We start from the raw sequence: 25,678 nt of genomic DNA, 5'->3' as shown, positions 1-25,678 counted from the left end.
GACTGAGTGAAACAACTGACGATTCTGGTATTCGAATACATTAGCGGCGGCGGCCTGGCCGGCGAGGCTCTGCCGACATCTTTGCTTGCGGAAGGCCGCATGATGTTACAGGCTTTGTTGCACGAACTGAAGCGTATTCCGCAAATACGGATAAAGGTTCCATTAGACGAACGCTGCGAGTTGGAGATGGATTCGGAGACAACCGAATGGGTCCGAATCGGTGCCGGCCAGGACATCATGACCCAGCTCCCCGTGTTACTGGAGCAAGCCGACCTGTTTTGGCCGATCGCCCCGGAAACCGGCGGCATCCTGCAGAGCCTGGCCGATTTGGCCCGCAATAACGGTATCGAAACCCTATTGTCCGACGCCGCGACATTGACGCTGTGCGCCGACAAATTAGCGACATACCGTCATCTTTCAGCGCACTCGATACCGGCAGTCGCGACCTACCCTGCCCACCAATATCCGGACTTCGCCGGACGCGTCGTGATAAAAGTCGCTGACGGCGCCGGTTGCCAGGACACATTGGTTGCCGACGCCACAGCGTTGCTAACGGCACTTGCAGCTTTAAACGCACCGCAACGCTATGTCGTACAACCCCTCGTCGAAGGCCGAGCCATCAGCCTGTCGGCCTTATTCAACAACGGCAAGGGCTATTTTTTGACCTGCAACCAACAACAAATCGTCTTGGAACAACAGCGATTCCATTTACGCGGCTGCTTGGTCAATATCGACAACGAATACAACGAGCATTATCGCAACTTGGTCGACCGGATCGCGGCGGCCTTACCCGGCTTATGGGGGTATGCGGGTGTCGATTTGATCGAAACCGCCGAATCCGGGGCCCAGGTACTCGAAATCAATCCGCGCCTGACCAGCTCTTATGTCGGCATAGGTCGGGCCACAGGCATTAACGTGGCGGCACAAGTGTTAAGGCTACGGGACGATGCACCATCCTTGGTCCCAACCCGACAACAATGCGTAGAGGTTGCGATATGAGATCAGCGCCAGCCTCTCGGATAGCCGGTTGGGATGTCGGCGGCGCCCACCTGAAATTGGCTTTGCTGAACGCTGTCGGTGAAATCGTCGGAGTCGGCCAAGCCGCTTGCCCGCTGTGGAAAGGTCTTGATTACCTGCATGACGCCGTCGCCGAATTGACTGCCGACCTGGATTTGCGCGGCTGCCGCCACGCGCTGACGATGACCGGCGAACTGGTGGACTGTTTTAGCGGCCGGGAACAGGGCGTCGCAGCAATTGTCGCCGCGATGTGTCGCCATTACGGCGCGGAAAATATCGACGTCTTTGCCGGTCTGCGCGGTTTTGTGCCGGCTGGCCGGGTAAGCTCGGCAGATTGCATGGACATCGCATCCGCCAATTGGCTGGCAAGCGTTATGCTGGCCGCCAAACAGATACCGGATGCGCTGTTTGTCGATATCGGCAGCACGACCACCGATATTGTGCTGATCGAACGATCGCAGCCCCGGATACAAGGCTTTACCGATTACCAGCGCTTGGTATCGGGAGAGTTAGTCTATACCGGCGTGGTCAGAACACCGGTGATGGCGGTTGCCCAGCAGGCCGAGTTCAATGGCCGGCAAATGGGGCTGATGGCCGAACTATTCGCCACAATGGCCGATGTCTACCGGCTGACCGGCGACTTGAATGCTGTCCACGATCAGTCTGAGACCGCCGACGGTGCCGAAAAAACCGCATTAGCCAGCGCCCGGCGCCTGTCGCGTTTGACCGGTTACGAATTCGACGCCGCCGACTGGCCGCTTTGGCTGGCATTTGCCGCCTATCTGAAACAAAGCCAGCAACAAAAACTTGGCGAAGCCTGCCGCAGATTACTGAATTCGGCTAAGCAGCCGCAAGGTTGCGTATTGCTGGGCGCCGGCGTCGGCCGTTTCCTGATAAAACAACTTGCCGCCGACTGGGGTTTGGTTTACCGGGATTTTACCGAGTTATTGCCGAGCGCAGTCGACGACGCAGAAATCGATGCCGGCGATTGCGCACCGGCCGCCGCGGTGGCGCATCTGCGCCAGGTAATGAATCCGAATCCGAATCCGTTGTGATGGACATCAAGCGGTCATTTGTCAAAGCAGCTTCAGGCCGCAATTTCACACACTGTAGGCCGCATCGCTAAAGGAATAGCAACCGCCATGCATATCGCGATGCCGCATTTAGCCAGACCGCGCCGCAAGACTCTAGAAAAAGGTTATTTCATCGCTACTACTCGAAGAACTCTGGTGGCCGACGGCCGAGGCAGCGGTGTGGTTAAGCAATTCCTCAGGCATGGTGTAGCTCAGCTCCATCCGGGATAGGGTCTCGCCGACATTCAGGCTATCGGCATGGCGAACCCCGACATTCCGTATCCCGCCGACAGCGCTCTGCAAACTGGCCAGATTGTGCTCGACATGAGTCAGCATCTGGCTGACGCGGTCCTGAAATTGAAATGCCGTCAGTACGCTATAGATCTCGTCGCGAATTTGCGCACTGTTACTGCGCAAATTGTCGGCGTCGCCTTTGAACATTTCCAAGGCTTTGTGCAGATCGTCGAGCGCTCTGCCAATCGCCAGCTCGGCGTCGCGAATGGCTTTGTCGTCGGAAGTCCCGGATGCCTCGGACATTTTCAAGGTGGAGGACATTGCTAAATTGATACCTTCGATCGCCCGACTGATCTTTTCGCCCGTAGCCGACGAGAAACCGGCCAATTTCCGCACTTCGTCGGCCACCACAGCAAAGCCGCGGCCGTTTTCTCCAGCGCGGGCCGCTTCTATCGCGGCATTCAAAGCCAACAAATTGATCTGTTCCGCCACCTTGCGCACCTCCTGAGCCATCGAATCCAGTTGCTTGGTGTGAGTCGATAGCTTTCTGACCTCGTCGACCACCGCGTGCTCGACGTCCTGAATTTGGCTCAACACTTTTAACACCGTGGTCAGGGCTTCGCGGGTCTCGGCGAACAATACGTCGACACCGCGATCTTGGCGACTTTGGCGACCGCCGGCGATCAATCGCTCCAATTGGTTGACCATCGCCGCAAAGCGATCTGTCAACACGGTGATTTCCTGCTCAGTGTGGGTACGCGAGGTTTGTACTTGCCGCACTAGGATCGGGACTACCTGCAGGAACATACGCTCCAATTCGACTACGTAGGTTTCCAAATCTTTTAGCTTTGCTTCTTCATCGCCGCGCCAAGTCCGGTTCAGTTCATGCAAAACCGCTTGCTGCCTGTTGACCAACGCCGAGCCCGCCAAGGCGCCGGCCAACAGTAACGCCACTCCGCCCAGCACGCCAATCATACTGAAGTCCGCCAGTACGGCCGCCAATAAACCGCCAGCCAATCCCAGGCCCACCGTTAAACCGTAAACAAAGCCGGAATCGATTGATTTGAGCGTAGGACCGAATGAATTTGCCATGGTATTGCCAACGAATTTAGGACATACGGCTAGGATAGCAGAGAGATTTAAGCGGCCTTCAACTCAACTACAGTTTCGAGAATGCCGTCCGTAAATTCGCGACCGGCGATTGCGTTCAAGCGTGAGACCTAGGACAATGAGGCCAAGCCGGCTGAGCATCGCAGCGCACTGTTCCGAGCTACGCTTAACCGGTCATGGATATTTTTTTCCCGCAGACCCTGCAGGCGGCTGGCATGGACAACGATACTCTCATCGATCAGGCGCGTCGGCTCTACGCCCTGCTGCTAATCAAACGCCATACCCAGAACCAAGGTCACGAGCGCTTCGACCGCCTGCTGCTCCTGGCCTACGCCCGCTACCAGCGCCGGCTGAACCGGTGCGCAATTTGTTACCGCTACCGCTTGGACGATTGCAACCGTGCCGCCGGAACCGACCACACGCCTTGCGAGCGCCGCAGCGCGGCAGCTCCCCCAATTCATCCACCAGCGATTTATGCGCCGGAATAAAACTCAGGCATGAACCGCTGGGTTAGCCTCGGCCGGCCACGATGCGCGGATGCGGCGAATGCGCGCCAAATCCAGCTGCGCGGTTCGGCGATGTTCCTGGCATAAGGCGCCTCTAAAACCCAGATAATCCGGCGCCAACTCCAGCAGATCGGGTACGTCTTCGAGACGCAAAGAACCGGCCAGCCCGGTCAACATTCCTTGCGCGCGCGCCGCAGCGACGAACGCGTCCAATTCGGCGCCGCTCAGCAATTGGGTCAGCGAGCCGCAGCGCTTGTCCATCGTATCCAGCATGACGCCGCGAAAACCGGCGCGGCGCAATTCGGCAATGATGCCGAAATCCGGGCGAGTGTCGGCAAACAGCACCGCAATCAACGCAATATCCTGCGCGGCGACCGCTTGCAAGGCATCGACACAGGCGAGCCAATCGCCGTCCGGGAAAAACCCGATTTTGACGTAATCGACACCCGTAGCCGCCATGTTCCGAACCGCCGGCAGGATCTGTTCGGGTCGCATCGGCAAGTCGCCTATCGTCGCACTGATCCGGGCCTGCGGAAGCGCATTGACGATTTCTGTCACCGCTGCCACCGGCAACGCGCCCAAAGCGCCCTGTTCCGGTTGTTTTAAATCAATAATATCGACAGCCGCCTGCTGCACCAACCGGGCTTCCTCCAGGCTATTCACGCTGGCTAACATGCCGGTCATGCCTGCGCTCCGGATTGATGTTGTGCGATAACGTCCATTAACCAGGCCCAGGCTTCGCGTTCTTTTTCGCCAGCCGTTTTTTCCAATCCGATCCGTAAATAATCCAACTCGGCCTGGATTTTTGCCGGCGGCAACATATGGAGCCGGCTGACCAGAATGGCGGCTTCCAGTACCGCGTATTGCGCCCGGTTAAAACCTTGAAACGGCCGGTGGTTAACGGTATGAGTTACCTTACAAAACAATTTAGGTCGCAGTTCATCGTCTTCGACCCGCACCAGCTGCAGCTCGGCGTGCGCCAAGCTATCGGCCAGATAAAAACCGGCCACGCGCTCGGCCGGCAATAAAGGCCAATCCCGGCGCCCGCTCAGACAACCGGCAAAAATTCGGACGTCGTCGCAAAAATTGATGACTGCCGTTTTGCTCAGCAAGAGGTTTTCCAGCGTTGCGGATGGCCGAAACGGCAGAATAATCCGCCAATCGCCATCGACATGCACACCCATTGGGGCAATATGAACCTCGCCTTGCGGATTGACGGTGGTTACCAAGGTTTCTTGAATCATGTGGGTTTAGGTCTATCCTGAGTCGTAAATTTCGCCGGACAAGCGGCGGAACAATCGATAATTTTAATCTTGCCGGCAGCGATCAGGTGTTTTTTTTGCCCGCAACCACCGTTTCCGATAGAAAACAGAGTAACGTCCTATGCATGCTATCCATATTGCCGACCTGTCGATTTTGTTGATAGAACCGTCGCCGACGCAACTTAAAGTCATTCTGCAGCACTTACGCGGCGAAGGTATCGCCAAGGTAGAAGGCGTCTCCAGCGGCGCGGCGGCGATGGAAAGTTTACATAGCCATCAACCGGATTTGATTATCAGCAGCCTGTATTTGCCGGACATGATGGCAACGGAGTTGATCGAGCAACTCAGGGAAGACGAAGTGCTGAACCATATCCCGTTCATGCTGATTTCCAGCGAATCCAGCTTCGACGTACTGGATAACATCCGTCAGGCCGGCGTCGTGGCGATATTGCCCAAGCCCTTCGCCCACGAAGATTTGAAACACGCGCTCCGTTCCACCATCGAATTCATTGACCCGCAAGAGATCAGTCTGGAACATTACGATATCGAGAACGTGAGAGTTTTGGTGGTGGACGACAGTAAACTGGCCCGGAAACATATCAGCCGGGTACTGAACAATATGGGGATCGAGAAAATCACCGAAGCGCATGACGGCAAGGCGGGGTTGGATCTGTTCAGCTTAAATCAAAACGCCTTCGACTTGATCGTGACCGACTACAACATGCCGATCATGGATGGTCAGCAATTAATCCGCGCGATCCGCCAGGATCTGGGCAACTCGATCATCCCCATTCTGATGGTCACCAGCGAAGACAACGAAACCCGGCTGGCCAACGTGCATAAGGCCGGAGTCTCCGGCATCTGCGACAAACCGTTCAATCCACAGACGGTCAAGGAAATGTTGTACCGGGTATTGGAACCGGAAGATTAAGCGCCCGATATCGTCGTTTTCAAACTAAACCAAGCTTAAGGCCGCAATACTCGAATCATCTCGCCAGCTGCAACAGCCGGTCGAAACAGTAATCGGCCAGCAACTCGTGGCCGCCATCGTAGACCGTCAGAGACGCAAACCCGACGTCCCGCTGCAAAAAAACGACTCTGTCGCCGATACGCGTTGAGCCCGCAGCTTCCCCTTGCGTTAACAAGCGCATCGCCAGACCGGGCTCGACGGCAGCCTCGGGTTTGGCATATAGATCGACCAGACGATTGAAGTAAGCAAGCGAATGCGCAATCGGCACGGTTCCCTTGTGACCATCCTTAATCCCGGCATACAGTTCGACCCGCCCCCGGGGACGCGTTGGTAAGGGCCAATACAAGGGAGAGCGTGCCCGCGCCGCGCCGGCATCGATTGCCGTGCCGCTGCCGGTGCAAGCCAGCACATAATCGCTTAAATCGGCTCTGCCGCTATGTTTGGTTTGTAACTGCCATTCGGCCAAATCGCTAATCGGCGCCCAGGCCAGCCAAGCCTTGACCGGATGTCGGGTTCTGGCGTACCAGCCCAATGCGGTATAGGCCCCGCCGGAAAAACCGACCACATAAATATTTTGCAAGTCGACATTTGCGTTAGTTAAGGCAAAGCTCACCGCATCTTCCAAATCGGCAATAACCTGATCGCTTAGACAGTTCTCGGTAGCGACCGCCGGTCCGCGAAAGTCGGGATGGATGTAGTTCCAATCGTTCAGTTTGGCTAAGGCCGCCAAGGCATCGGGCGTGGCGTAGTTGCCCGCCCAATAGTGCAAACTGATCAGCAAAGGCCGCTTCGAGCTAGTCGGGGCGGAGTAAAAATAAGCTTTTTGCAACTTGCCGTCGACGCTGCTTGGAATATCCCGAATGCCGAAGCCTTCCGGCCATTTAAAGGGTTTGTCGGCGCCAGTTCCATGCAGCCACTGGTAGACCGTGGCATAGGTCTTTGCCCCCGCCACATACGAGCAAGCGGCAACCAAAGCCAGGGTTAGAATCAATCGCAGCTTCATGGCACTCAAGGATCGACTTTAGCCGCAGTACTGTCCATTTCCGTAGCCGCTTGCTTCACGATTGTTCCAATCGCCGCGGCGTCTGCGGGATAGTTTGTCGCGTAAGACTCCTGCAAGCCGCGTAATTTAGCCTGATACTCTGGCAGACCACCGCTGTCCAGACGGGCGCCGAAATCGGCGAATTCGGCATTACCAGACCGGACGCCCATCACTCTGTCCATTACCAAGTACCCCAAGGTTTTCTTGTAATGCGCCGGCTCCCAAAACCAATGCATCAGTTGACTTGGCTGGGCAGGCACTGCTTCCAAGGCCGGACCGTAACTGCCGCTGAAATCCCAGATCTGATTCGGCTGGTGACCGGCACGTAGCGCCTCTTCGGCATTGATGTTCACAATTTCCTGTTGCATCGCCTCGAAACGCGGCCACAAATCCGACAACCATAACGTTTGCCAATACCAAGCGTGAGCCGGGTGGATAATCAACTTGACCTCAACGCCTTCGACATACGCTTGCCTGAGTAGTTGGCGAAAATCGTCCAGGCTTTTGCGAAAACCGTCGATGTTTTGCTGCATTTCCTTAAACTGCTGCACATAGCTACGCGTGTAAAACCGAAAAGTTTTGATATGGTCAAAATCGTCGGTCAAGGGTTGCCAGAAACCGTTGGCAGCCAAGGTGTCTTTGCCCCAGGACTGCTTGCGAACCGTACTCAAACTGGCTTGTAACCCGGATACCGAAAGCAGCGATGAGGCTAGGTCCGGTAGTTTGGCCGAAAATAAATTGAATTGGTTTTGACCATCAGCGGTTACCGCTAAACGTGATTCGGAAAAAGCGCCACTGGTATCCGGTTCAGGATGGAACACCCTTAAATCGAGAGACAAAATCACCAATTTCTGCGGCTTGATCGCTTGTACATGTTGAAAGTAACGTCTGATCTCGTACATGCTTACCGACGGCACGGCCACGTTGTAACAGCCCAAACCGGCCAACGCCGGCTGATCGGGCGCCAAGCCGCGTCCGGCCCGCGAAGTACCGAAAATAGTACATTCCGGCTGCAGGTTCTCGATCCGGTAGGGGTGCGTCAACCGCAGGTGGGCCACATAGTTGGGTTTATTGGCGTTAATGCCGGCGACGGCGGGCGCGTCGAAAATGCTGAAGGGATTAATAAACCAATTCAACCAGGCAATCAGCGCCAGGGCTCCCAAGACGCAACTCGCCCAGCACAACAGATACTTGTTCGCTTGTTTCGTGATAGTCATCGGTTAAAACTGGAAATACAAAAATTCGCTGATTTGGGTCAGGCCCAGTAAGGCCCAAACCGCGGCCAAACCGATCAGACCGGCCCAGCGCAGGTTTGGCGACCAGATCCCGTTATCGATTAAAACAGCCGACTCATCCGCTCCGCGCGGCGCCAAATAAAAGCGCCCCATGATTTGCTGGGTATTCGGTGCGAGAAAAGTAATGCTCACCGCAACCGATAATACCGCCAGCAAAATGGCTTCCGCACTGACGCTAACACCGGTAACGGCCACCCAGGCTCCCAACGCCGACTGTTGCACCACGGCCGAGTAAAACGGCGACAACTGAAGCTGCGGCAACGCTAGCATGCCGGCTAAAATCCGATGCGCGGTATCGACATCGTTGGCGCGGAAATACACCCAGCCGACGACCACAGCCAGGAATGTCAGCAAATTGCCCGATACCCGACCCAATCGGCTTGACGATGCCAGATCGTGCCCCAGAGAACGGCGCACGGCGTGCCAACCGTGATTGACGATCAGGTAGCAGCCGTGCAGAGCCCCCCAGATGATAAAAGTCCAGCCGGCGCCATGCCACAGTCCGCCAAGTAACATGGTAATCAACAGGTTGGCGTAGCGGCGAAGCGGACCCTTTTTGTTTCCGCCGAGCGCAATGTACAGATAGTCGCGTAAAAAGCGCGACAGCGTCATATGCCAACACCGCCAGAATTCGATGATATTGACGGCTTTATACGGTGAATTGAAATTCAACGGCAGCCGCACCCCCATCATCAACGCCAAGCCGATGGCCATATCCGAATAGCCGGAAAAATCGAAATAGAGTTGAAAGGTATAAGACAAAGCCCCGCCCCAGGCATCTAAATGCATCAATTGCTGGCCTTTGGCGGCAGCGGCAAATATCGGCGCGCCCAGACCGGCGAGACTGTCGGCGATCACCACCTTTTTGAATAAGCCCAGGACAAAATAACTCAAGCCGGCGGCAAAATTCAGCGAGTCGAAGCGAAATATGCTGGGTCTGCCAAACTGGGGCATCATTTCCCGGTGATGCAAGACCGGGCCGGCAATCAGGTGCGGGAAGTAGGTCACGAACAGCGCATAGTGCAGAAAATTGTATTCCCTCACCTCACCGCGGTAGGCGTCGACCAAAAAGGCAATCTGCGTGAAGGTAAAAAATGAAATACCCAGCGGCAAAATGATTTCGGCGTGCGCGTAGCCGGTACCCAGGGCCGCATTGAGGTTTTCCAGAAAAAAATTGGCGTATTTGTAATAACCCAGTACCGCCAGATTGGCCGAGACGGCCAGGGCAAAGATTCGCTGCCGGGTAGACAGCGCGCGACGTTCGTCGCCCAGCAGCGTGCCGATGGCATAATTGAAAAAGATCGACGCGATAATCAGGCCCAGGTAAGCCGGATTCCACCAGCCATAAAAAAACAGCGAGGCGGCAACCAGCCAGCTAATCGCCACTCTCCGACCGGCATAACGGCCCAAGAAAAAAAACAGGCCTAATGTTATCGGCAAAAAAGCCAGGATGAAGGTGTAGGAGTTGAAAAGCATAAATTCGGGCTTTTGTCCTGGGTTAGCGCGGGTTTATAAAATGATCGACGCCTAAAAACTACACTAAATGCCAAACTATACAAGCACCCAACCGGCACCATCTTTCTAAGCGATTGATTTAAAATATTATATGGCCTAATAAACCTACTTGGGGGGGGCTACGTCATGCTAGCTTGGATTTCGCTTGAATCCCTTTCCCAATCGAAATATACTGCTCATAAAAACAGTATTTATAAAAGCAGCATGAAATCCCTCACCCACCGCCAGCAGCAAATTCTGGACTTCATCGAGCAAACCCTGGTTCGGGAAGGCTTTCCGCCGACCATCGCCGAAATCACCGCGGCTTTCGGCATGGGGTCCGGCAACGCTATTCGCGGGCACTTGCAGGCACTGGCCAAGAAAGGCGCGATTCAACTGACGCCGGGCGCCTCGCGCGGCATTCGCCTGCTAAAACCCGGCACCGATCCAGGCTTACCGTTGATCGGCCGGGTCGCGGCCGGCCAGCCGATCCTGGCCGAACAGCACATCGAAGGCTATTGCCAGCTCGGCCCCGAATTATTCCAGCAGCGGGCCGATTATTTACTGCGGGTACACGGCCTGAGCATGCGCGATGCCGGCATCCTGGACGGCGATTTGCTGGCGGTGCAACGCCGGCCCGACGCGCGCAGCGGACAACTGGTGGTGGCGCGGATCGGCGACGAGGCCACCGTGAAACGGCTGCGGCTGGAGGGCGATATCGCTTATCTGGAACCGGCCAATCCGGATTTCAAAACCATCCGCATCGATTTACGCCAGGAGGCATTAACCATCGAAGGCATCGTGGTTGGCGTGATTCGCCGGGAACCTTTATGAATCAGGCCTTGGAAGAGTTGCTGCGCAGCCGGGCCGGGATCTGGCGCGGCCTGCACAGCGACCACGCCGCCTGGCCCGTGGTCGGCAGCGGTTTTCCGGAACTGGATGCGGTATTGCCCGGCGGCGGTTGGCCGCTGGGTACGCTAGCGGAAATCGCCATCCCTGCCGTGGGCTGCGGCGAATTGCGCCTGCTATTGCCGGCGATGGCCAGCTTGAGCCGGGCCGGGCGCCACATCGTCTGGATTGCGCCGCCCTATCAACCTTATGCACCGGGGCTACTCCAGGCTGGCTTGGCCTTGCCGCAACTGCTGGCCGTCAACGTCGATACCGCGGACGATATACCATGGAGTGGGGAAAAACTGCTACGCAGCGGCGGCTGCGGCATGGCCTTACTGTGGCCGCGCCGACTCGACAACCGGCAAATCCGCCGGCTGCAATTGGCCGCCGAAACCGGCTCGGCCTTGGCCGTCCTGTTCGTGCTACCCGGCCAAAGCTACCCCGGCGCTGCCTTGCGCATCGGTGTATGCCCAAGCGCAACCGGTCTGGCCTTAAACATCATCAAGGCCCGCGGCAGCTTGCGCCGCAGCAGGCTGACCATAAGGTTTTGAACCGCCAATGGCCGCCACCGCCCTCGCCCGCTCGCCGCAATCGCTACCGCGGCCGACAACCGTTGCCAAAGCCCCGACTGCGCCAGCCAAACTCTGGCTGTGCGCCCATTTCCCGGCATTGGCCTTGGAAGCGCTAAAAATCGATACCTCGCAAGCGGTCGCCGTCATAGACACTCATAACGGCCGGCCAGGCATTTTCGCCGTTTCGGTAGCGGCGCGCCAAGCCGGCGTCGAAACGGGCATGAACCAAAGCGCGGCCAAAGCCTTATGTCCGACACTAAATTTGCTGCCGCGCAACCCGACGGCCGAAAAGACGGCACTTAGGCGACTGGCCGAAATCGGCTTGAATTTCAGTCCGTGGGTCAGCCTGGACCGGCCCGGTTGTCTGCTGCTCGAAATCAGCAGTTGCCTGAACTTGTTCGGCAACGCCGACCGCCTCAAGCAACAACTACGCGACGCTTGTGTGGCTGCCGGCCACAGACCGACAATAGCGATCGCACCGACAGCCGCCGCAACGGAACTGCTGGCCGGAGTGGGATTGGAAACGCAAATCGCCGCATCCGCCGACCTGCGTTCAGCTCTAGGCCAGTTGCCGATCGCGGTGTTGGCATTGGACGGCAGAACCTTGAGCCGACTTGGCAATGCCGGCATTCGCCACTTGATCGACCTGTGGCGCTTACCGCGCGACGGGCTGGCCAAACGTTACGGCAGCGATTTATTACAGCGTCTGGACGGTTTGCTCGGCCTGCGGCCGCTGGCGTTAACCGCCTTTCATCAGCCGCCGGCTTTTGCCGCCAGCCGCGAATTGCCGATCGAACTGACACGGCTCGATCACTTTTTCCCGGCCATCGCACAATTGGTCGAGGCCTGGGCGGACTTCCTGAAGCAGCGCGACGCGGTGGCGCTGTCGGTAGCGCTAAACCTCTACCACCACCGCCGGCCGCCGACCCGGCTGGAATTAAGTTTTCGCCACGGCAACCGCGACGCCGACCATTGTCTGGCCTTATTGCGAGAAAAACTGGAACGCAGCCCGCTACCGGCTCCAGTCCTAGGCGTCGAGTTGCTCACTAGCGAAATCGCGCCGTATCAACCGGCAGTCTATTCGCTGTTCGCTGAAGCGCCGACGGCGGAAACCGACAGCGACTGGCAAGCTACGCTGGACCAATTGCAAAACCGGCTGGGCCATCATGCCCTGCGACGTTTCGCGGTGACCGCCGACCATCGGCCGGAACGTGCACAACATCAGGATACAGCTCTAGCGGAAATACAGACGGCAGCATCGCCCCGCCCGCTTTGGCTGCTGCCCACGCCCGAACCGTTACCCGCCGACAATTTCACGCTGCTGTCGGCGGCCGAACGCATCGAATCCGGCTGGTGGGACAATCAAGCGCTACGCCGCGACTACTTTATCGGTCAGGACCGTCTGGGCCGCAAATTATGGCTGTTCCGCGAACTCTCCGGCAACCGGGGCTGGTATCTGCATGGCTTGTTCGGTTGACGGCAATGCGGGAACCTTCGGCTTTGCCGAACTGCATTGCCTGTCCAATTTCAGTTTCTTACGCGGCGCCTCGCATCCGGAAGAGTTGGTCGAAACGGCCGCCGCGCTGGGCTACCAAGCATTGGCACTGACAGACGAATGCTCTCTGGCCGGCGTGGTGCGCGCCCATCTGACTGCTCGTAAACATAACATCCAGTTGATCATCGGCAGCGAATTCCGTTTGGACGACGGCCTGAAACTGCTGCTGTTGGCCACCGACCGCGATAGCTACGGCAACCTGTCGACCTTGATTACCCTAGCCCGACGCCAGGCCGATAAAGGCTGCTATCGCTTGAGCCACATCGATCTCGCTGATCATCTTCCGCAGGGCTGCCTGGCGATCTGGCTACCCGGTACCGGTTCCTCGGCAGCGGACGGCGATTGGTTGAAACAGCTTTTCGGCAGCGACCTATGGCTGGGCGCCGGCCGTTTCCTGACCGGCAACGATGAGGTCTGGCTGGCTGAATGCCGGCAATTGGCCGACAATGTCGGCATTCCTGTCGTGGCCTGCAACGACGTACATATGCATCGCCGCTCGCGGCAAGCGTTGCAGGACACCTTGACCGCAATCCGCCTAGGCAAACCGTTACCGGAATTGGGTTACGCCCTATTCGCAAACGGCGAGCGGCATCTACGCCCCCTGTCCCGGCTGGCCCAGCTTTACCCGGACGAGTGGCTGCACCAATCGTTGGCGATTGCGGCGCGTTGCAACTTCTCGCTGGCCGAGTTGCGTTACGAATATCCGCGCGAACTGGTACCGAACGGTTATACGCCGACAACCTGGCTGCGACATTTGACCGAGACAGGGATTCGCAAACGTTGGCCGACTGGCGAACCCAACAAAGTCCGCCAGCAAATCGAACACGAATTGGCGTTGATCGCCGATCTGGCTTACGAGCCTTATTTTTTGACCGTGCACGACATCGTCCGCTTCGCCCGCGAGCAAGGCATCCTCTGCCAGGGCCGCGGTTCGGCCGCCAATTCGGCGGTGTGCTTTTGCCTGGGGATTACCGAGGTCGACCCCAGCCGGATGAATCTGTTATTCGAGCGCTTTCTGTCGCGGGAGCGCAACGAGCCGCCGGATATCGACGTCGATTTCGAACACGAGCGCCGCGAGCAAGTCATTCAATACATCTACCAAAAATACGGCCGCCACCGCGCGGCGCTGGCAGCGACGGTGATTACTTACCGCTCTCGCAGCGCGGTGCGCGACGTCGGCAAGGCCCTGGGTTTGAACCAGGCCCAAATCGAACGCCTGGCCGGCACGGTGGACCGCTGGGACGGCTATAAATTGATGCCGGAATCGTTGCAAGAATGCGGCTTCGACCCGGCCAGCCCGACAGTGCAACGCCTGGCCGCCCTGGTCGAACAAATCAAAGGCTTTCCGCGGCATTTGTCGCAGCACGTCGGCGGCTTCGTCATCGCTCGCGACGACCTGTCGCGGCTGGTGCCGGTGGAAAACGCCAGCATGGCCGACCGCACCGTGATTCAGTGGGAAAAGGACGATCTGGAAGCGATGGGCCTATTGAAGGTCGACATACTGGCCCTAGGCATGCTCAGCGCGATTCGCCGCACCCTGAATTATTTGGGCCATTATGTGCGACCACCCGGTTCGCAAGCCGGAGCAACCTGGACTCTGGCCGACATTCCGGCCGAAGACCCGGCGGTTTACCGCATGCTGCAACAAGCCGACAGCATCGGCGTATTCCAAGTCGAGTCGCGTGCACAGATGACGATGCTACCGCGCTTGAAGCCGGCGAATTATTACGATCTGGTCATCGAAATCGCAATTGTTCGTCCCGGTCCGATCCAGGGGGAAATGGTGCATCCCTATCTAGCCCGCCGCCAGGGGCTGGAACCGGTCGATTATCCCAGCCCGGAAGTCAAGGCGGTGCTGGAACGCACTCTGGGTGTCCCGATCTTTCAGGAACAGGTCATGCAATTGGCGATGGTCGCGGCCGGCTTCACGGCTGACGAAGCGGATCAATTGCGGCGGGCGATGGCGGCCTGGAAACGTAAGGGCGGCTTGGAGCCGTTCGAACGCAAATTGCTGGACGGCATGCGAGCGCGCGGTTACAGCGTCGAATTTGCCCAGCGCATATTTCAGCAAATCAAGGGCTTCGGCGACTACGGTTTCCCGGAATCGCATTCCGCCAGCTTTGCCTTGCTGGCTTACATCTCGGCCTGGTTGAAATACCACCATCCGGCCGCATTTTGTTGCGCACTGCTGAACAGCCAGCCGATGGGCTTTTACGGCCCGTCGCAATTGGTGCAGGACGCCCGCCGGCACGGCGTCGAAGTACGGCCGGTGGACGTGCAGACTAGTTTGTTTGAATGTAGCTTGGAATTGATACCCGATGGGCCGCCGGCCTTGCGGCTAGGATTTAATCAAATCAAAGACTTGGCGCCGGTCGCAGCCAATGCCATCGTCCAGGCCCGACAACAAGGCCGTTTTGCCGATGTGGTCGATCTGGCGGCGCGCGCCGGCCTCAAGCGGCAGGATTTGGAATATCTGGCCGCTGCCGACGCCCTTCAAGCTCTGGCCGGCAACCGCCACCTAGCTTTTTGGGCAGCCGGCGGCGTCGAACCGCCAACCCCGGTATTTGGCGTGCCGGCCATCGCCGAAGCCACACCGCTGTTGAAACCGCCCAGCCCCGGCCAAGACGTGTTAGCCGACTACGCCAGCACCCGGTTGACTTTACGCAGCCATCCGCTGGCCTTATTGCGGAACCGCTTGCGCCGCCGGGGCGTGACGACGGCGGCATCGCTATGGCAACGCCGCAACGGCAGCATCGCCCAGGTCGCAGGCCTGGTGATCTGCCGACAACGGCCGATGACCGCGTCCGGCGTGACGTTCGTAACCCTGGAAGACGAGACCGGCCAGGTCAATCTGGTGGTCTGGCCGGCCACGGCAATGACGCAGCGCAAACCCTTACTCAAAGCTCGCCTGCTGTCGGTGACCGGCACGATCCAGCAGGAAGACGGTGTGTTGCATTTGGTGGCCGGCAAGCTGGAAGATTGGAGTGCCTTGATAGGAGAATTAGCAACCAAGTCGAGGGATTTTCATTGAAATGGTCTATGTACCCATCAGCTATTGGCACCCAGCAATTGGACCTCAGTTAATGACATACATACCCGACAACCTGACAACCTGATCCCCCAATTACGATATAAGCCTCTCGAATCGCTTAGATCAGCTATACTTAAAATATACTTAGATTTACACTCAGTAGACATTAATATTACTGCTCCCGCTGATACCATTATTATCCAAAAAGACGATTAAATATGTATAGTTTTTAAATTAAAATCTCATAAAACCCATGAAGCGAAAAATCGTAATCACACCGCAAAAGAAATTAATTAACCTATATATAGAATTATGGGATCACCGTGACTTATTATTAATTTTAGCTTGGCGAGATTTCAAAGTTCGCTATAAGCAAACCGTCATAGGTGCGTCATGGGCTGTATTACGCCCTTTACTGAGCATGCTCATCTTCACAATAGTATTCAACAAAATTGCAAGACTGCCAACCGAAGGAAACACCCCTTACTCGTTAATGGTGTTTACAGCCATGTTGCCTTGGTATTTATTTATCAACTCCTTCAATGAAAGCGCCAATTCAATCGTTGAAAACTCAACAATCGTCAGCAAAGTTTATTTTCCACGAATCATAATACCATCCACATCCGTATTCGTTAACTTTATCGACTTCATAATATCATTATTTATTCTATTTTCGATAATGGCATGGCACAAATTAATTCCAAGCACCAATATAATTTATATACCATATTTTCTCCTTATAGCCATACTGTACTCTCTTGGCTTAAGTTATTTCGTATCGGCTCTTAATGTAAAATACAGGGATTTCCGTTATATAGTCCCTTTTATATCTCAAATAGGGTTATATTTATCACCTGTAGGCTTTAGCAGCCAACTTATCCCTGAAGAATGGCGCATGATTTATTCGATTAACCCAATGGCTAGCGTAATAGATGGTTTTCGCTGGGCTATATTCGGCGAAGGATCAAATCTATACATGCCTACGCTTTATGTTGGCACATTTGTTTCGATTTCAACCTTCATAGTTGGAATGAACTATTTTTTACATGCAGAGCGGAAATTTGCAGACAGCTTATAGTAGTTAAATAAATATATGAATATCGCGATAAAAGTTAACGACATCGGAAAAAAATATCAGTTGTTACACGAAAAAAAAACCCGCTATAACACTTTAGGAGGTGAACTAAGCCACGGAATTAAATCCTTAACACAAAACTTACTTAACCCATTTCATAAAAAATCTGAAATAACCATATCGCAAGAACTCTGGGCCCTAAAAAACGTCAACTTTGATATTAAACATGGAGAACGTTTTGGCATTATTGGTCGTAACGGTGCAGGAAAATCAACGCTATTGAAAATTCTTAGCGGCATCACTGCACCAACAACGGGCAGTGTGACAATATACGGCCGAATGGCAAGTCTATTGGAAATAGGGACAGGATTTCATCCAGAGTTAACTGGCCGAGAAAACATATTTCTCAACGGTGCAGTTTTAGGCATGAAAAAAAAAGAAATTCAGATGAAATTTGATGCAATTGTAGATTTTGCAGAAGTTGAAAATTTTTTAGACACACCAGTCAAACATTATTCAAGTGGAATGTATGTCCGATTGGCATTTGCAATAGCAGCCAATTTAGAGCCTGAAATACTGATTGTAGACGAGGTACTAGCTGTTGGCGATATTCAATTTCAACGAAAATGCCTAGGAAAAATGGACGAATTTGGGCATCAGGGCAGAACACTGATATTCGTAAGCCATAATATGGGAATGATGTCAAGCTTATGCACAAAAGGAATATTACTTGACTCCGGAAATTTAACATATCAAGGCCAGATATCTGAAGCCATTATACAATATTATAAAAAACTCAATATAAGACATGAAAATGAGATAAAAGAATTCTCTAGCCCCAACGCAAGACTATTAGACGGAAAAATAATGGGATCGAGCGGCACAACAGATATTTTAATTACTAGCACCGTAATTATTCGCATGACATATGAGCTAATTAAACAAGTAAATGGGAAGTGTGTGCCAAATTTTCACTTTTTTACTTCCGATGGAAGCTATCTTTTCGTATCTACTCCTGAAGGTATCATGGCAATGTCACCCGGAAAATATCATGCGGAATGCGAAATACCCGCCAATTTGCTTAACGATGGTGTATATTTTGTAGGACTCGCACTTACCACTCATTATGACAATGGCTCTTACATCGTTGAATTTTTTGATAAAAACGCTTTAATATTCAACATTATTGACCCGATCGACGAAAATCCATCTAGATACTGCTACACTGGCCCTATTCCTGGAACCATGAGACCAAGACTTAATTGGCGAATATATTCTATATAAAGCCAACATGAAATATTGCCTATTACACTATAGATAATTTCAAACAATGAACAATCAATCCCCAAATAAAATAAATCGCCTGACACCGAAAGTAACTATCGGCTTGCCGGTATACAATGGCGAACGATATTTGGATGCCTGTATTAACTCTTTATTAGCTCAAAATTACAAAAACTTTAGCATTATTATTTCTGACAACGCTTCAAATGACTCTACCGGTATTATTTGCAGAAGATATGCCGAAACAACCCCTAATATCCGTTATATTAGACATGAAATTAATCGTGGTGCATCCTGGAATTTTAATTATGTATTCTGCGAATCTACAAAAGAAGCCAAATATTTTATGTGGGCGGCACACGACGACTTATGGAAAGCGAATTATATCGAACGGTGCGTAGATGAACTTGAAAACAATCCTGACGCAGTTGCATGCGGATGCGAGCCATGCTTTATAAATGCGGATGGTGAAATTGTTTATCCCCTATTTGAGTACAATAAGCTCGATACTAGGTATATGCTCATTAGAGACCGTGTAAGAGAGCTTGTCAGAATTATTAATTGGTACTCCATATACAGCGTCATCAGAGTGGATGCTCTAAAAAAAACAAATCTCACAACCGAACGCTACGGCAGCGACGTTATTTTATTATTGGAACTTCTACTACTAGGACAAACATTAATCGTCGAAGAAAAACTATTTCTTTACCGGCTCAGCCACAAAACAGCATTAGAGCAAATGCAAGACGTGTGCCCCAACAATGCATCCACCCTATCAAAACAACCATATACTAACCTTTGCGCTGAGTTGCTAAAGACTATTGATAATAGCGATCTGCATACCGACACTATAAAAATATTGACAACCGATCTGCTTATATCCGCCACAGAAAACAACCTTATTTTGAGAAAAATAATTCTATTCGAGAACATCGGAATAATTCCGCAAGCCTCAAGATTTATCCCGCTGGATCTTATAGCAAAGATATTAATAAATATTAGAAGAAAAAACCATAAATCATACTATTTTATACAAGCTATACCTCCCATAATTTTGGCAGCTAAGAGAGCATTAAAGCTCTCACAAACTTTTTTTAAAAAAAAATAGACGAATGCGCATAATTTATGACATATCTGTGCTCGGAAAAGGCACTTATAATCCTAGAGCAAGAACTGGAATATTTAGAGTTATCGAAAATTTAGCAATTGAATTAACTCAAAGAAATTACATATCATTATTTTGTGCGACACAAAACATTGGCAGCTACTTTGAAAGTATAGACTATTTAGCTAGCAACGAACTTTTATCAGAAATCTCTTTAGCAAAGCCAAAGATTTCTCAACAGATCTTAACCATATTGCAAGACGCACATACCTATAAATATAACCATAAAATAAACACGCAAATCCTAGGCTTAGCTAAGCGACTTCTAATAATATCAGCAAATAATTTATTTCAAAGTTACGCCATAAACGATAACGACCTACGAAATGCGGAGATATTTCATTCGCCTTTTTACCCTGTTCCTAGCTTCATAAATCGACATTCGAGAATTAAAAAAGTTATTACGATACATGACCTCATTCCAATACTCTACCCTGAGTTCTTTCAATTTAAGGAAAACAGCTTAATCCACAACGTCGTTAAAAGCATCAGCAATGACACATGGATTACATGCACATCCCAGTCAACTAAATATGATTTATGCAACTATCTTCCGGCTTTAGATCCTAACAAAGTTCATGTTACACATTTAGGTGCTTCCAAGCTGTTTTACCAATGTAAGGACGAAGTTATAATAAACAACGTTAAAATTAAATTCGGCATACCTGATAGTCAATACATACTTAGCTTGTCAACATTAGAACCGCGTAAAAACATCAAACAAACTATTCGCTGTTTTGCTCGCATACTTGCAGAGGAAAGAATTAATGACTTAGTCTTAGTCTTAGCCGGAACAAAAGGGTGGGATTTCACGGAGATATTTGATGAAATAAATGCTAACCCAAGCGTTCGCGATAAAATAATATTCACAGGTTATATCCCCGACGAAGATTTAGCGCCTCTTTATAACGGTGCAATAATGTTCGTTTATCCTTCTTTTTATGAAGGATTCGGCCTACCTCCATTAGAAGCGATGCAATGCGGCATTCCAGTGATAACATCAAATACCTCGTCCTTACCCGAAGTAGTTGGCAATGCAGGCATCATGATTCCTCCAGACGACGCTGATTCGCTATGCCAAGCCATGCTGAGCATCTATAAATCAAGCGATCTACGCGAGCAAATGTCTAAAAGCTCTTTAAAGCAAGCCAATAAATTCAGTTGGGAGGCGTGTGCAGAGAAAACAATAAACGCTTATCAAGCCGCTATCACACAATGAACATATTGTTCGACCATCAAATTTTCTGCGCTCAAAAATATGGCGGAATCTCTCGTTACTTTACCGAGTTGGCTAAAAATTTAGCTTTTTACGATAATGCCGACGTTAAAATATTCGCACCAATATATAAAAATGAATACATAAAACATCTATCACCCAATATACATACAGGCATATCTATCCCCGACAAGATACCACATATTCTAGCCAGAAGGCTTGCAAACATATCTTGTATATCCTTATTTTTTTTTCTAAAAAACAACTACAAAGTCGATATTTTTCATGAAACATATTATTCTCTATATAATTACCGCCCTAAAGGAGCAAAACGGATTATTACGATACATGACATGATTCACGAAAAACACCCTCGTGCTTTCTCATGCATGGACAGAACACGAGAATTTAAGAAGAATGCCATTAAAAAAGCAGATCACATAATTTGCGTTTCCGAAAACACAAGAAATGATTTACTTGACCTGATGGACATAAATCCGGATAAGACGTCGGTTATTCATTTGGGACATTCTTTCCCACCGAAAAAACCTTTAGCTATGAATATCGTGGTTAACCGCCCCTATTTGCTTTACGTCGGTAAGCGCAGTGCTTACAAAAACTTTTCCGGTCTTTTAAAAGCATACGCCGAATCAAAAATATTAAAATCCCGCTTTAACATAATTTGCTTTGGTGGTGGTAACTTTACAGAGCCTGAGTTAAGTTTAATGAAATCATTAGGCATTGATCATGCTAATATCATTTATACTTCTGGAAGCGACGAACAACTTGCTATTTACTACCATTCGGCAGCTGCTTTTGTGTACCCGTCATTATATGAAGGTTTTGGAATACCCCCTTTAGAGGCGATGTCTTGCAATTGTCCTGTGGCATGCTCAAATACCGGTTCATTACCGGAAGTAGTTGGAGATTCCGCCAATCTATTCCAACCGACCGACCCTTTTGATATCAAACTGTCGATTGAAAAAATAGTGACCTCTTCTGATTATTCTAGCGAACTTAAAGCCAAAGGTCTTCAACGCATTAAACTATTCTCATGGCAGAAATGTGCGAATGACACCCTTATTACCTATCAAAACATTCTAAACAAATGAATCATCTACCTCGCCTTCATAACTCGGGGCGCAATAAAACTATGTGCAAATATAATAAATACCACACGTTGGCATAAATCGCGCAACTTAAAAATGCGATTATTATTTTTATCTAAACGCCACCCGCAACATAGAGATATTCTGACTCGCCCTTACGGTCGTTTCTTTTATTTGCCTTTATACTTGTCTAAATTTGGCCACGATGCAACAGTGTTTTTACTCGATTATAGCAACAGCCACGCTATAAGCTGCCGTTCTGACGGGATAAATTGGTATTCTTTTAGCGCGAGACCTATGACCAGTAAAAATAATGGGATATTTTCATATATAAAACACGTCGAAGAATCCATCCAACAACAACAACCTGATTGGATCATTGGCTTTTCCGATACTTGGTATGGAATCCTCGCAGTCTACTTGGGCAAACGATATGGTATAAAAAGCTTAGTTGACGCCTACGACAATTACGAAAGCTACATACCTTGGTGCAAACCCTTACACAAAGCATGGCACCGCGCTCTGGCTAACGCTTCAGCAGTCACAGGCGCGGGTCCCGAGTTGGTCAAACTCCTTAACCAGCATACCGAAACTGGCTTCTCTGCGGTAATACCAATGGCTGCAGACCCGATATTTAAACCAATTCACGCTTCGAATCTACGCGCCTTATTTGGGCTACCAGAAAATGAGCCGTTAGTTGGATATTGTGGCTCTCTGTATAAAAATCGCGGAATAGAAATATTGGAAGAATTTTTTATACACTTACAAAAACTTGCTCCCACAGTTAAATTGGTTATCTCCGGCCGCAGAGAAAACAGTCTGCGAATACCCGAAACTATTCGCGACGCCGTTATCGAACTCGGTTATTTACCCGATGAAAAAATACCACTGCTAATTAATGCTTTAGATGTAATGCTAGTATTTAATCGTGATTCGGAATTTGGACGTTTCAGTTATCCGATAAAACTATACGAAGCCATGCAATGTGAAAAGCCGGTGATTTCATCAAAAGTAGCCAGTACCAATTGGATTCTGCGAAATCACCCTGAATGTCTAGTAGATAATAACGAACCGATTAGCTTTGCCAATTCCGTCCACCAAGCATTGCAGTGGAACACAAAAAAATATAATCCGATTTACAATTGGGAGACTTCAGCGAAGATCTTAGAAAAATTACTTTTAGGTAATTAGCTTAAAATAAACCTTCGTAAACTTTTCAGAAATCAAATCCCAGTCGTAATTTATAGACAAAGCTTGCCCTTGACGGCGGAAATACGATCGAGCCTTAGGATCCATTATTAACCACTCTATAGCATTTTTCAGTTCGGTCGGGTTATTTGGATTTATCAGTACACCCGATTTTCCGTTTTTCACTATGTCAGACACACCGCCAACATTTGTAGCAATTAACGGGACTCCCGCAGCCATCGCCTCAAGCAGTATTACGCCTTGGCCTTCGGTATCCCCTTGCTTATCAATAATGGAGGGGGCAATAAAAATATCGGCTGCAGCGTAGTAATCCGGTAAGAATTTATTCGGCATACGCCCAAAAAATCGAACCAATTCTGCTAGGCTAAGATTTTCAACTAATTCTTCAAGTTTTTTACGTTCAACCCCATCTCCGATTATCCATAATTCGGTTTTCACGCGTAGGACATTCGTAATCGTAGAGTAGGCTTCCAATAAATCCGCCACTCCCTTTTTTTCGACTAGACGCCCTACAAATAATAGGACTAGTTTTTCAGGCTTCAGCAAACCAATCAATGCTTCTCTCCTGCCAGAAGCAAATCGCTGATAATCGATTCCCATTGGAATTACATGCGGTTCAGGCAAACCGGCACCGAACACTAAAGATGTCGCTTTAGTATTGCTTGTCCAAGAACTACAATTCTTGATCGTCCAGCGTTTGACTGATCCCAATAGTCTTCCCTTAAGGGCAAACGCATCACCACCATGAGCAGTCACTATCACCGGTATCCGAAACAACTTCCCCAACAACACTGCCACAGTACCTTGCGGAAATATCCAATGCGCGTGAATCAATGCTGGACGCTGCTTAAGTAGCGTCCATGCTGCGGCAATGAACATCGACAATATAAAAAAAGGCACCTGCAAATACAGCCAGGGTGCTGAGCGCAGGTTTGGCAGGATTCCGGAGCCATACGCTAACAATTGTAGACGGCGCGGAAAAAAATAACGGAAATGGCGACAAACCAACCCGGATGGTTGGGGAAACGGGCGTACTTCGGGATGATCGGGAGCGAGAACCAATAAATCCAGTTCTCGGTTTGCCAGCGCTTCCGCCAAGTAGCGCAGGAATATCGAAGCGCTATCGTCTTCGTTGCGGGGGTAGCTCGAAGTGAGCCAGAGTACTTTGGTACGCTTAGCGTCCTTAAGCTGGTCGCTCATTCTAGGGAATCTCTAAAACCATTAAAAGCTTCATCCCCCAAACCCCGGCACAAAATACCGGAAGCACATACAGGCAAAGGAATGATTGTGAATTAAATCGGCAGCCTATTTCCCCGCCCAGCTCTCGTTAAAAAAACGAATGAATTTTGGAAGTTCCCTGAATTCGATCCCGCCTGACAGAGCTAACGCACCAAACTCAACAAAACCCCGGCCGCCACTGCGGAACCGATCACGCCGGCTACGTTGGGCCCCATAGCATGCATCAGCAGGAAGTTGTGCGGATTGCTTTCCAGACCGATTTTGTTGGCGACGCGGGCTGCCATCGGCACCGCGGAAACGCCTGCCGCGCCGATTAAGGGATTGATCGGCGTGCTGCTGAAACGATTCATGATTTTAGCCATGATGACGCCGCTGGCGGTACCGATCGCAAAGGCGACGGCGCCCAAGCCCAGGATGCCCAAGGTTTGTACTTTCAAAAACGCCTCGGCGCTAAGCTTGGAACCGACCGACAAGCCCAGGAAAATCGTAACAATGTTGATCAATTCATTCTGCGCGGTTTTGCTCAGCCGATCCACCACGCCGGTCGCATTCATCAAGTTGCCCAGGCAAAACATGCCGACCAAGGGCGCGGCAGACGGCAACAACAACGCGGTCAAAATCAGCAACATCAGCGGAAACACCACTTTTTCGACCTTTCCGACAGTGCGGAGTTGTTGCATTTCGATGCGGCGCTCGTCCTCGCTGGTTAATGCTCGCATGATAGGCGGCTGGATCAGCGGTACCAACGCCATATAGGAGTATGCGGCGACGGCGATCGCACCCAATAATTCGGGCGCCAGTTTGGAGGCAACATAGATTGCAGTCGGACCGTCGGCACCGCCGATGATCGCAATCGCCGCCGCTTCCTTCAAACTAAACGCCATGCCCGGCACCGCATTCAAAGCCAGCGCGCCGAACAACGTGGCAAAAATACCGAACTGGGCCGCCGCACCCAGAAACAGCGTTTTCGGATTCGCCAGCATCGGCCCGAAATCGGTCATCGCCCCGACGCCCATGAATATCAACAGCGGAAATACACCGGCCTTGATACCTCCATACATGTAATAAAGAATACCGCCCTCGTCGACCATGCCCGCCACCGGAATATTGCTCAGTACCGCGCCGAAACCGATCGGTAACAACAATAGCGGTTCGAAGCCTTTTTTAATCGCCAGGTATAACAACAGGAATCCCACCGCCATCATGATGATCTGCGGTTGGGTAATGTTGTAAATACCGGTGCTTTCCCACAAGAGTCGGAGATTTTCCATGGCTTGATTTATTCGATTTGGTTGGCTGACGACACCATTGCGACATGCCGTCGAGTTT

General features: G+C 51.4%; 22 protein-coding genes. 14 read left to right on the top strand and 8 right to left on the bottom strand.

What is annotated here, in order from left to right; translation table 11 throughout:
* Positions 1–6 precede the first annotated feature (6 nt).
* Together ACH518_RS12970 and ACH518_RS12965 are read left to right on the top strand one after the other, a co-directional pair.
* Positions 7–999, top strand: coding sequence for an ATP-grasp domain-containing protein (locus tag ACH518_RS12970; RefSeq protein ID WP_445370386.1), 993 nt, complete (start codon positions 7–9; stop codon positions 997–999).
* The gene (locus tag ACH518_RS12965) at positions 996–2,072 is read left to right on the top strand and encodes a hydantoinase/oxoprolinase family protein (RefSeq protein ID WP_445370385.1); all 1,077 of its coding nucleotides are present in this window, start codon (positions 996–998) and stop codon (positions 2,070–2,072) included. Before ACH518_RS12970 ends, ACH518_RS12965 begins: the two co-directional genes overlap by 4 nt.
* Positions 2,073–2,204: 132 nt before the next feature.
* Here the strand turns inward: ACH518_RS12965 and ACH518_RS12960 are convergent, their stop codons facing one another.
* Entirely contained in the window at positions 2,205–3,032 is an 828-nt protein-coding gene (locus ACH518_RS12960; protein ID WP_409563860.1) for a methyl-accepting chemotaxis protein, read from the bottom strand.
* A gap of 578 nt (positions 3,033–3,610) precedes the next feature.
* Between ACH518_RS12960 and ACH518_RS12955 the strand changes: the two genes are divergently transcribed.
* On the top strand, positions 3,611–3,922 hold the full coding sequence (locus ACH518_RS12955) for a hypothetical protein (RefSeq protein WP_445370384.1): 312 nt from the start codon (positions 3,611–3,613) through the stop codon (positions 3,920–3,922).
* A gap of 3 nt (positions 3,923–3,925) precedes the next feature.
* Here the strand turns inward: ACH518_RS12955 and ACH518_RS12950 are convergent, their stop codons facing one another.
* A complete protein-coding gene (locus ACH518_RS12950) occupies positions 3,926–4,624 on the bottom strand; it encodes a (5-formylfuran-3-yl)methyl phosphate synthase (RefSeq protein ID WP_445370383.1) in 699 nt (232 codons plus the stop codon).
* A complete protein-coding gene (locus ACH518_RS12945) occupies positions 4,621–5,184 on the bottom strand; it encodes a DUF447 domain-containing protein (RefSeq protein ID WP_140913387.1) in 564 nt (187 codons plus the stop codon). Before ACH518_RS12945 ends, ACH518_RS12950 begins: the two co-directional genes overlap by 4 nt.
* Positions 5,185–5,323: 139 nt before the next feature.
* Between ACH518_RS12945 and ACH518_RS12940 the strand changes: the two genes are divergently transcribed.
* A complete protein-coding gene (locus tag ACH518_RS12940; RefSeq protein ID WP_140913386.1) occupies positions 5,324–6,133 on the top strand; it encodes a response regulator in 810 nt (269 codons plus the stop codon).
* A 55-nt stretch (positions 6,134–6,188) separates the two neighbouring features.
* Here the strand turns inward: ACH518_RS12940 and ACH518_RS12935 are convergent, their stop codons facing one another.
* Genes ACH518_RS12935 through ACH518_RS12925 form a run of 3 tightly spaced genes read right to left on the bottom strand, consistent with a single transcriptional unit; the run spans position 6,189 to position 9,985 of the window.
* On the bottom strand, positions 6,189–7,175 hold the full coding sequence (locus tag ACH518_RS12935) for an alpha/beta hydrolase family protein (RefSeq protein WP_445370382.1): 987 nt from the start codon (positions 7,173–7,175) through the stop codon (positions 6,189–6,191).
* 5 nt (positions 7,176–7,180) lie between these two features.
* On the bottom strand, positions 7,181–8,431 hold the full coding sequence (locus tag ACH518_RS12930; protein WP_445370381.1) for a hypothetical protein: 1,251 nt from the start codon (positions 8,429–8,431) through the stop codon (positions 7,181–7,183).
* 3 nt (positions 8,432–8,434) lie between these two features.
* Positions 8,435–9,985 carry an MBOAT family O-acyltransferase gene (locus ACH518_RS12925; RefSeq protein ID WP_445370380.1) on the bottom strand — a complete coding sequence of 517 codons (1,551 nt, stop codon included), beginning with the start codon at positions 9,983–9,985 and terminating at the stop codon, positions 8,435–8,437.
* Positions 9,986–10,228: 243 nt separating this feature from the next.
* Here ACH518_RS12925 and lexA point away from each other — a divergent pair, with 243 nt between their 5' ends.
* From lexA to ACH518_RS12875, 10 genes are all read left to right on the top strand, one after another.
* Positions 10,229–10,837, top strand: coding sequence for a transcriptional repressor LexA (gene lexA, locus ACH518_RS12920; RefSeq protein ID WP_445370379.1), 609 nt, complete (start codon positions 10,229–10,231; stop codon positions 10,835–10,837).
* A complete protein-coding gene (imuA, locus tag ACH518_RS12915) occupies positions 10,834–11,445 on the top strand; it encodes a translesion DNA synthesis-associated protein ImuA (protein ID WP_445370378.1) in 612 nt (203 codons plus the stop codon). Before lexA ends, imuA begins: the two co-directional genes overlap by 4 nt.
* Positions 11,446–11,452: 7 nt before the next feature.
* The gene (locus ACH518_RS12910) at positions 11,453–12,943 is read left to right on the top strand and encodes a Y-family DNA polymerase (protein ID WP_445370377.1); all 1,491 of its coding nucleotides are present in this window, start codon (positions 11,453–11,455) and stop codon (positions 12,941–12,943) included.
* Positions 12,927–16,052, top strand: coding sequence for an error-prone DNA polymerase (locus ACH518_RS12905; protein ID WP_445370376.1), 3,126 nt, complete (start codon positions 12,927–12,929; stop codon positions 16,050–16,052). The genes ACH518_RS12910 and ACH518_RS12905 overlap by 17 nt, the downstream gene beginning before the upstream one ends.
* A gap of 253 nt (positions 16,053–16,305) precedes the next feature.
* A complete protein-coding gene (locus ACH518_RS12900) occupies positions 16,306–17,130 on the top strand; it encodes an ABC transporter permease (protein ID WP_445370375.1) in 825 nt (274 codons plus the stop codon).
* A 15-nt stretch (positions 17,131–17,145) separates the two neighbouring features.
* A complete protein-coding gene (locus ACH518_RS12895; RefSeq protein WP_445370374.1) occupies positions 17,146–18,411 on the top strand; it encodes an ABC transporter ATP-binding protein in 1,266 nt (421 codons plus the stop codon).
* 46 nt (positions 18,412–18,457) lie between these two features.
* Entirely contained in the window at positions 18,458–19,519 is a 1,062-nt protein-coding gene (locus tag ACH518_RS12890) for a glycosyltransferase family 2 protein (RefSeq protein ID WP_445370373.1), read from the top strand.
* Positions 19,520–19,547: 28 nt separating this feature from the next.
* Positions 19,548–20,795 (top strand): glycosyltransferase family 4 protein, encoded by a 1,248-nt coding sequence (locus ACH518_RS12885; RefSeq protein WP_445370372.1) that lies wholly within the window; start codon positions 19,548–19,550, stop codon positions 20,793–20,795.
* Positions 20,792–21,904: a glycosyltransferase family 4 protein gene (locus ACH518_RS12880; RefSeq protein WP_445370371.1), complete on the top strand. Its 1,113-nt coding sequence runs from the start codon at positions 20,792–20,794 to the stop codon at positions 21,902–21,904. The genes ACH518_RS12885 and ACH518_RS12880 overlap by 4 nt, the downstream gene beginning before the upstream one ends.
* Before the next feature lie 93 nt (positions 21,905–21,997).
* Positions 21,998–23,092, top strand: coding sequence for a glycosyltransferase (locus tag ACH518_RS12875; RefSeq protein ID WP_445370370.1), 1,095 nt, complete (start codon positions 21,998–22,000; stop codon positions 23,090–23,092).
* On the opposite strand, the gene ACH518_RS12870 is transcribed toward ACH518_RS12875, so the two are convergent.
* Entirely contained in the window at positions 23,081–24,310 is a 1,230-nt protein-coding gene (locus ACH518_RS12870) for a glycosyltransferase (protein ID WP_445370369.1), read from the bottom strand. The genes ACH518_RS12875 and ACH518_RS12870 overlap by 12 nt on opposite strands.
* Before the next feature lie 182 nt (positions 24,311–24,492).
* Positions 24,493–25,620 (bottom strand): sodium ion-translocating decarboxylase subunit beta, encoded by a 1,128-nt coding sequence (locus ACH518_RS12865; RefSeq protein ID WP_445370368.1) that lies wholly within the window; start codon positions 25,618–25,620, stop codon positions 24,493–24,495.
* Between the last annotated feature and the right edge of the window lie 58 nt (positions 25,621–25,678).

The organism is Methylomonas sp. HW2-6 (genome assembly GCF_052474525.1).
This window is presented reverse-complemented; position numbering and strand designations above follow the sequence as displayed.

Excerpts from the sequence above, each read along its gene's own strand:
- ACH518_RS12965 (WP_445370385.1), top strand. The coding sequence starts at position 996 with ATGAGATCAGCGCCAGCCTCTCGGATAGCCGGTTGGGATGTCGGCGGC.
- ACH518_RS12930 (WP_445370381.1), bottom strand. The coding sequence starts at position 8,431 with ATGACTATCACGAAACAAGCGAACAAGTATCTGTTGTGCTGGGCGAGT.
- ACH518_RS12955 (WP_445370384.1), top strand. The coding sequence starts at position 3,611 with ATGGATATTTTTTTCCCGCAGACCCTGCAGGCGGCTGGCATGGACAAC.
- ACH518_RS12960 (WP_409563860.1), bottom strand. The coding sequence starts at position 3,032 with ATGGTCAACCAATTGGAGCGATTGATCGCCGGCGGTCGCCAAAGTCGC.
- lexA (WP_445370379.1), top strand. The coding sequence starts at position 10,229 with ATGAAATCCCTCACCCACCGCCAGCAGCAAATTCTGGACTTCATCGAG.
- ACH518_RS12900 (WP_445370375.1), top strand. The coding sequence starts at position 16,306 with ATGAAGCGAAAAATCGTAATCACACCGCAAAAGAAATTAATTAACCTA.
- ACH518_RS12940 (WP_140913386.1), top strand. The coding sequence starts at position 5,324 with ATGCATGCTATCCATATTGCCGACCTGTCGATTTTGTTGATAGAACCG.
- ACH518_RS12910 (WP_445370377.1), top strand. The coding sequence starts at position 11,453 with ATGGCCGCCACCGCCCTCGCCCGCTCGCCGCAATCGCTACCGCGGCCG.
- ACH518_RS12880 (WP_445370371.1), top strand. The coding sequence starts at position 20,792 with ATGAACATATTGTTCGACCATCAAATTTTCTGCGCTCAAAAATATGGC.
- ACH518_RS12925 (WP_445370380.1), bottom strand. The coding sequence starts at position 9,985 with ATGCTTTTCAACTCCTACACCTTCATCCTGGCTTTTTTGCCGATAACA.
- ACH518_RS12935 (WP_445370382.1), bottom strand. The coding sequence starts at position 7,175 with ATGAAGCTGCGATTGATTCTAACCCTGGCTTTGGTTGCCGCTTGCTCG.
- ACH518_RS12875 (WP_445370370.1), top strand. The coding sequence starts at position 21,998 with ATGCGATTATTATTTTTATCTAAACGCCACCCGCAACATAGAGATATT.
- ACH518_RS12945 (WP_140913387.1), bottom strand. The coding sequence starts at position 5,184 with ATGATTCAAGAAACCTTGGTAACCACCGTCAATCCGCAAGGCGAGGTT.
- ACH518_RS12865 (WP_445370368.1), bottom strand. The coding sequence starts at position 25,620 with ATGGAAAATCTCCGACTCTTGTGGGAAAGCACCGGTATTTACAACATT.
- ACH518_RS12890 (WP_445370373.1), top strand. The coding sequence starts at position 18,458 with ATGAACAATCAATCCCCAAATAAAATAAATCGCCTGACACCGAAAGTA.
- imuA (WP_445370378.1), top strand. The coding sequence starts at position 10,834 with ATGAATCAGGCCTTGGAAGAGTTGCTGCGCAGCCGGGCCGGGATCTGG.
- ACH518_RS12905 (WP_445370376.1), top strand. The coding sequence starts at position 12,927 with ATGGCTTGTTCGGTTGACGGCAATGCGGGAACCTTCGGCTTTGCCGAA.
- ACH518_RS12870 (WP_445370369.1), bottom strand. The coding sequence starts at position 24,310 with ATGAGCGACCAGCTTAAGGACGCTAAGCGTACCAAAGTACTCTGGCTC.
- ACH518_RS12895 (WP_445370374.1), top strand. The coding sequence starts at position 17,146 with ATGAATATCGCGATAAAAGTTAACGACATCGGAAAAAAATATCAGTTG.
- ACH518_RS12950 (WP_445370383.1), bottom strand. The coding sequence starts at position 4,624 with ATGACCGGCATGTTAGCCAGCGTGAATAGCCTGGAGGAAGCCCGGTTG.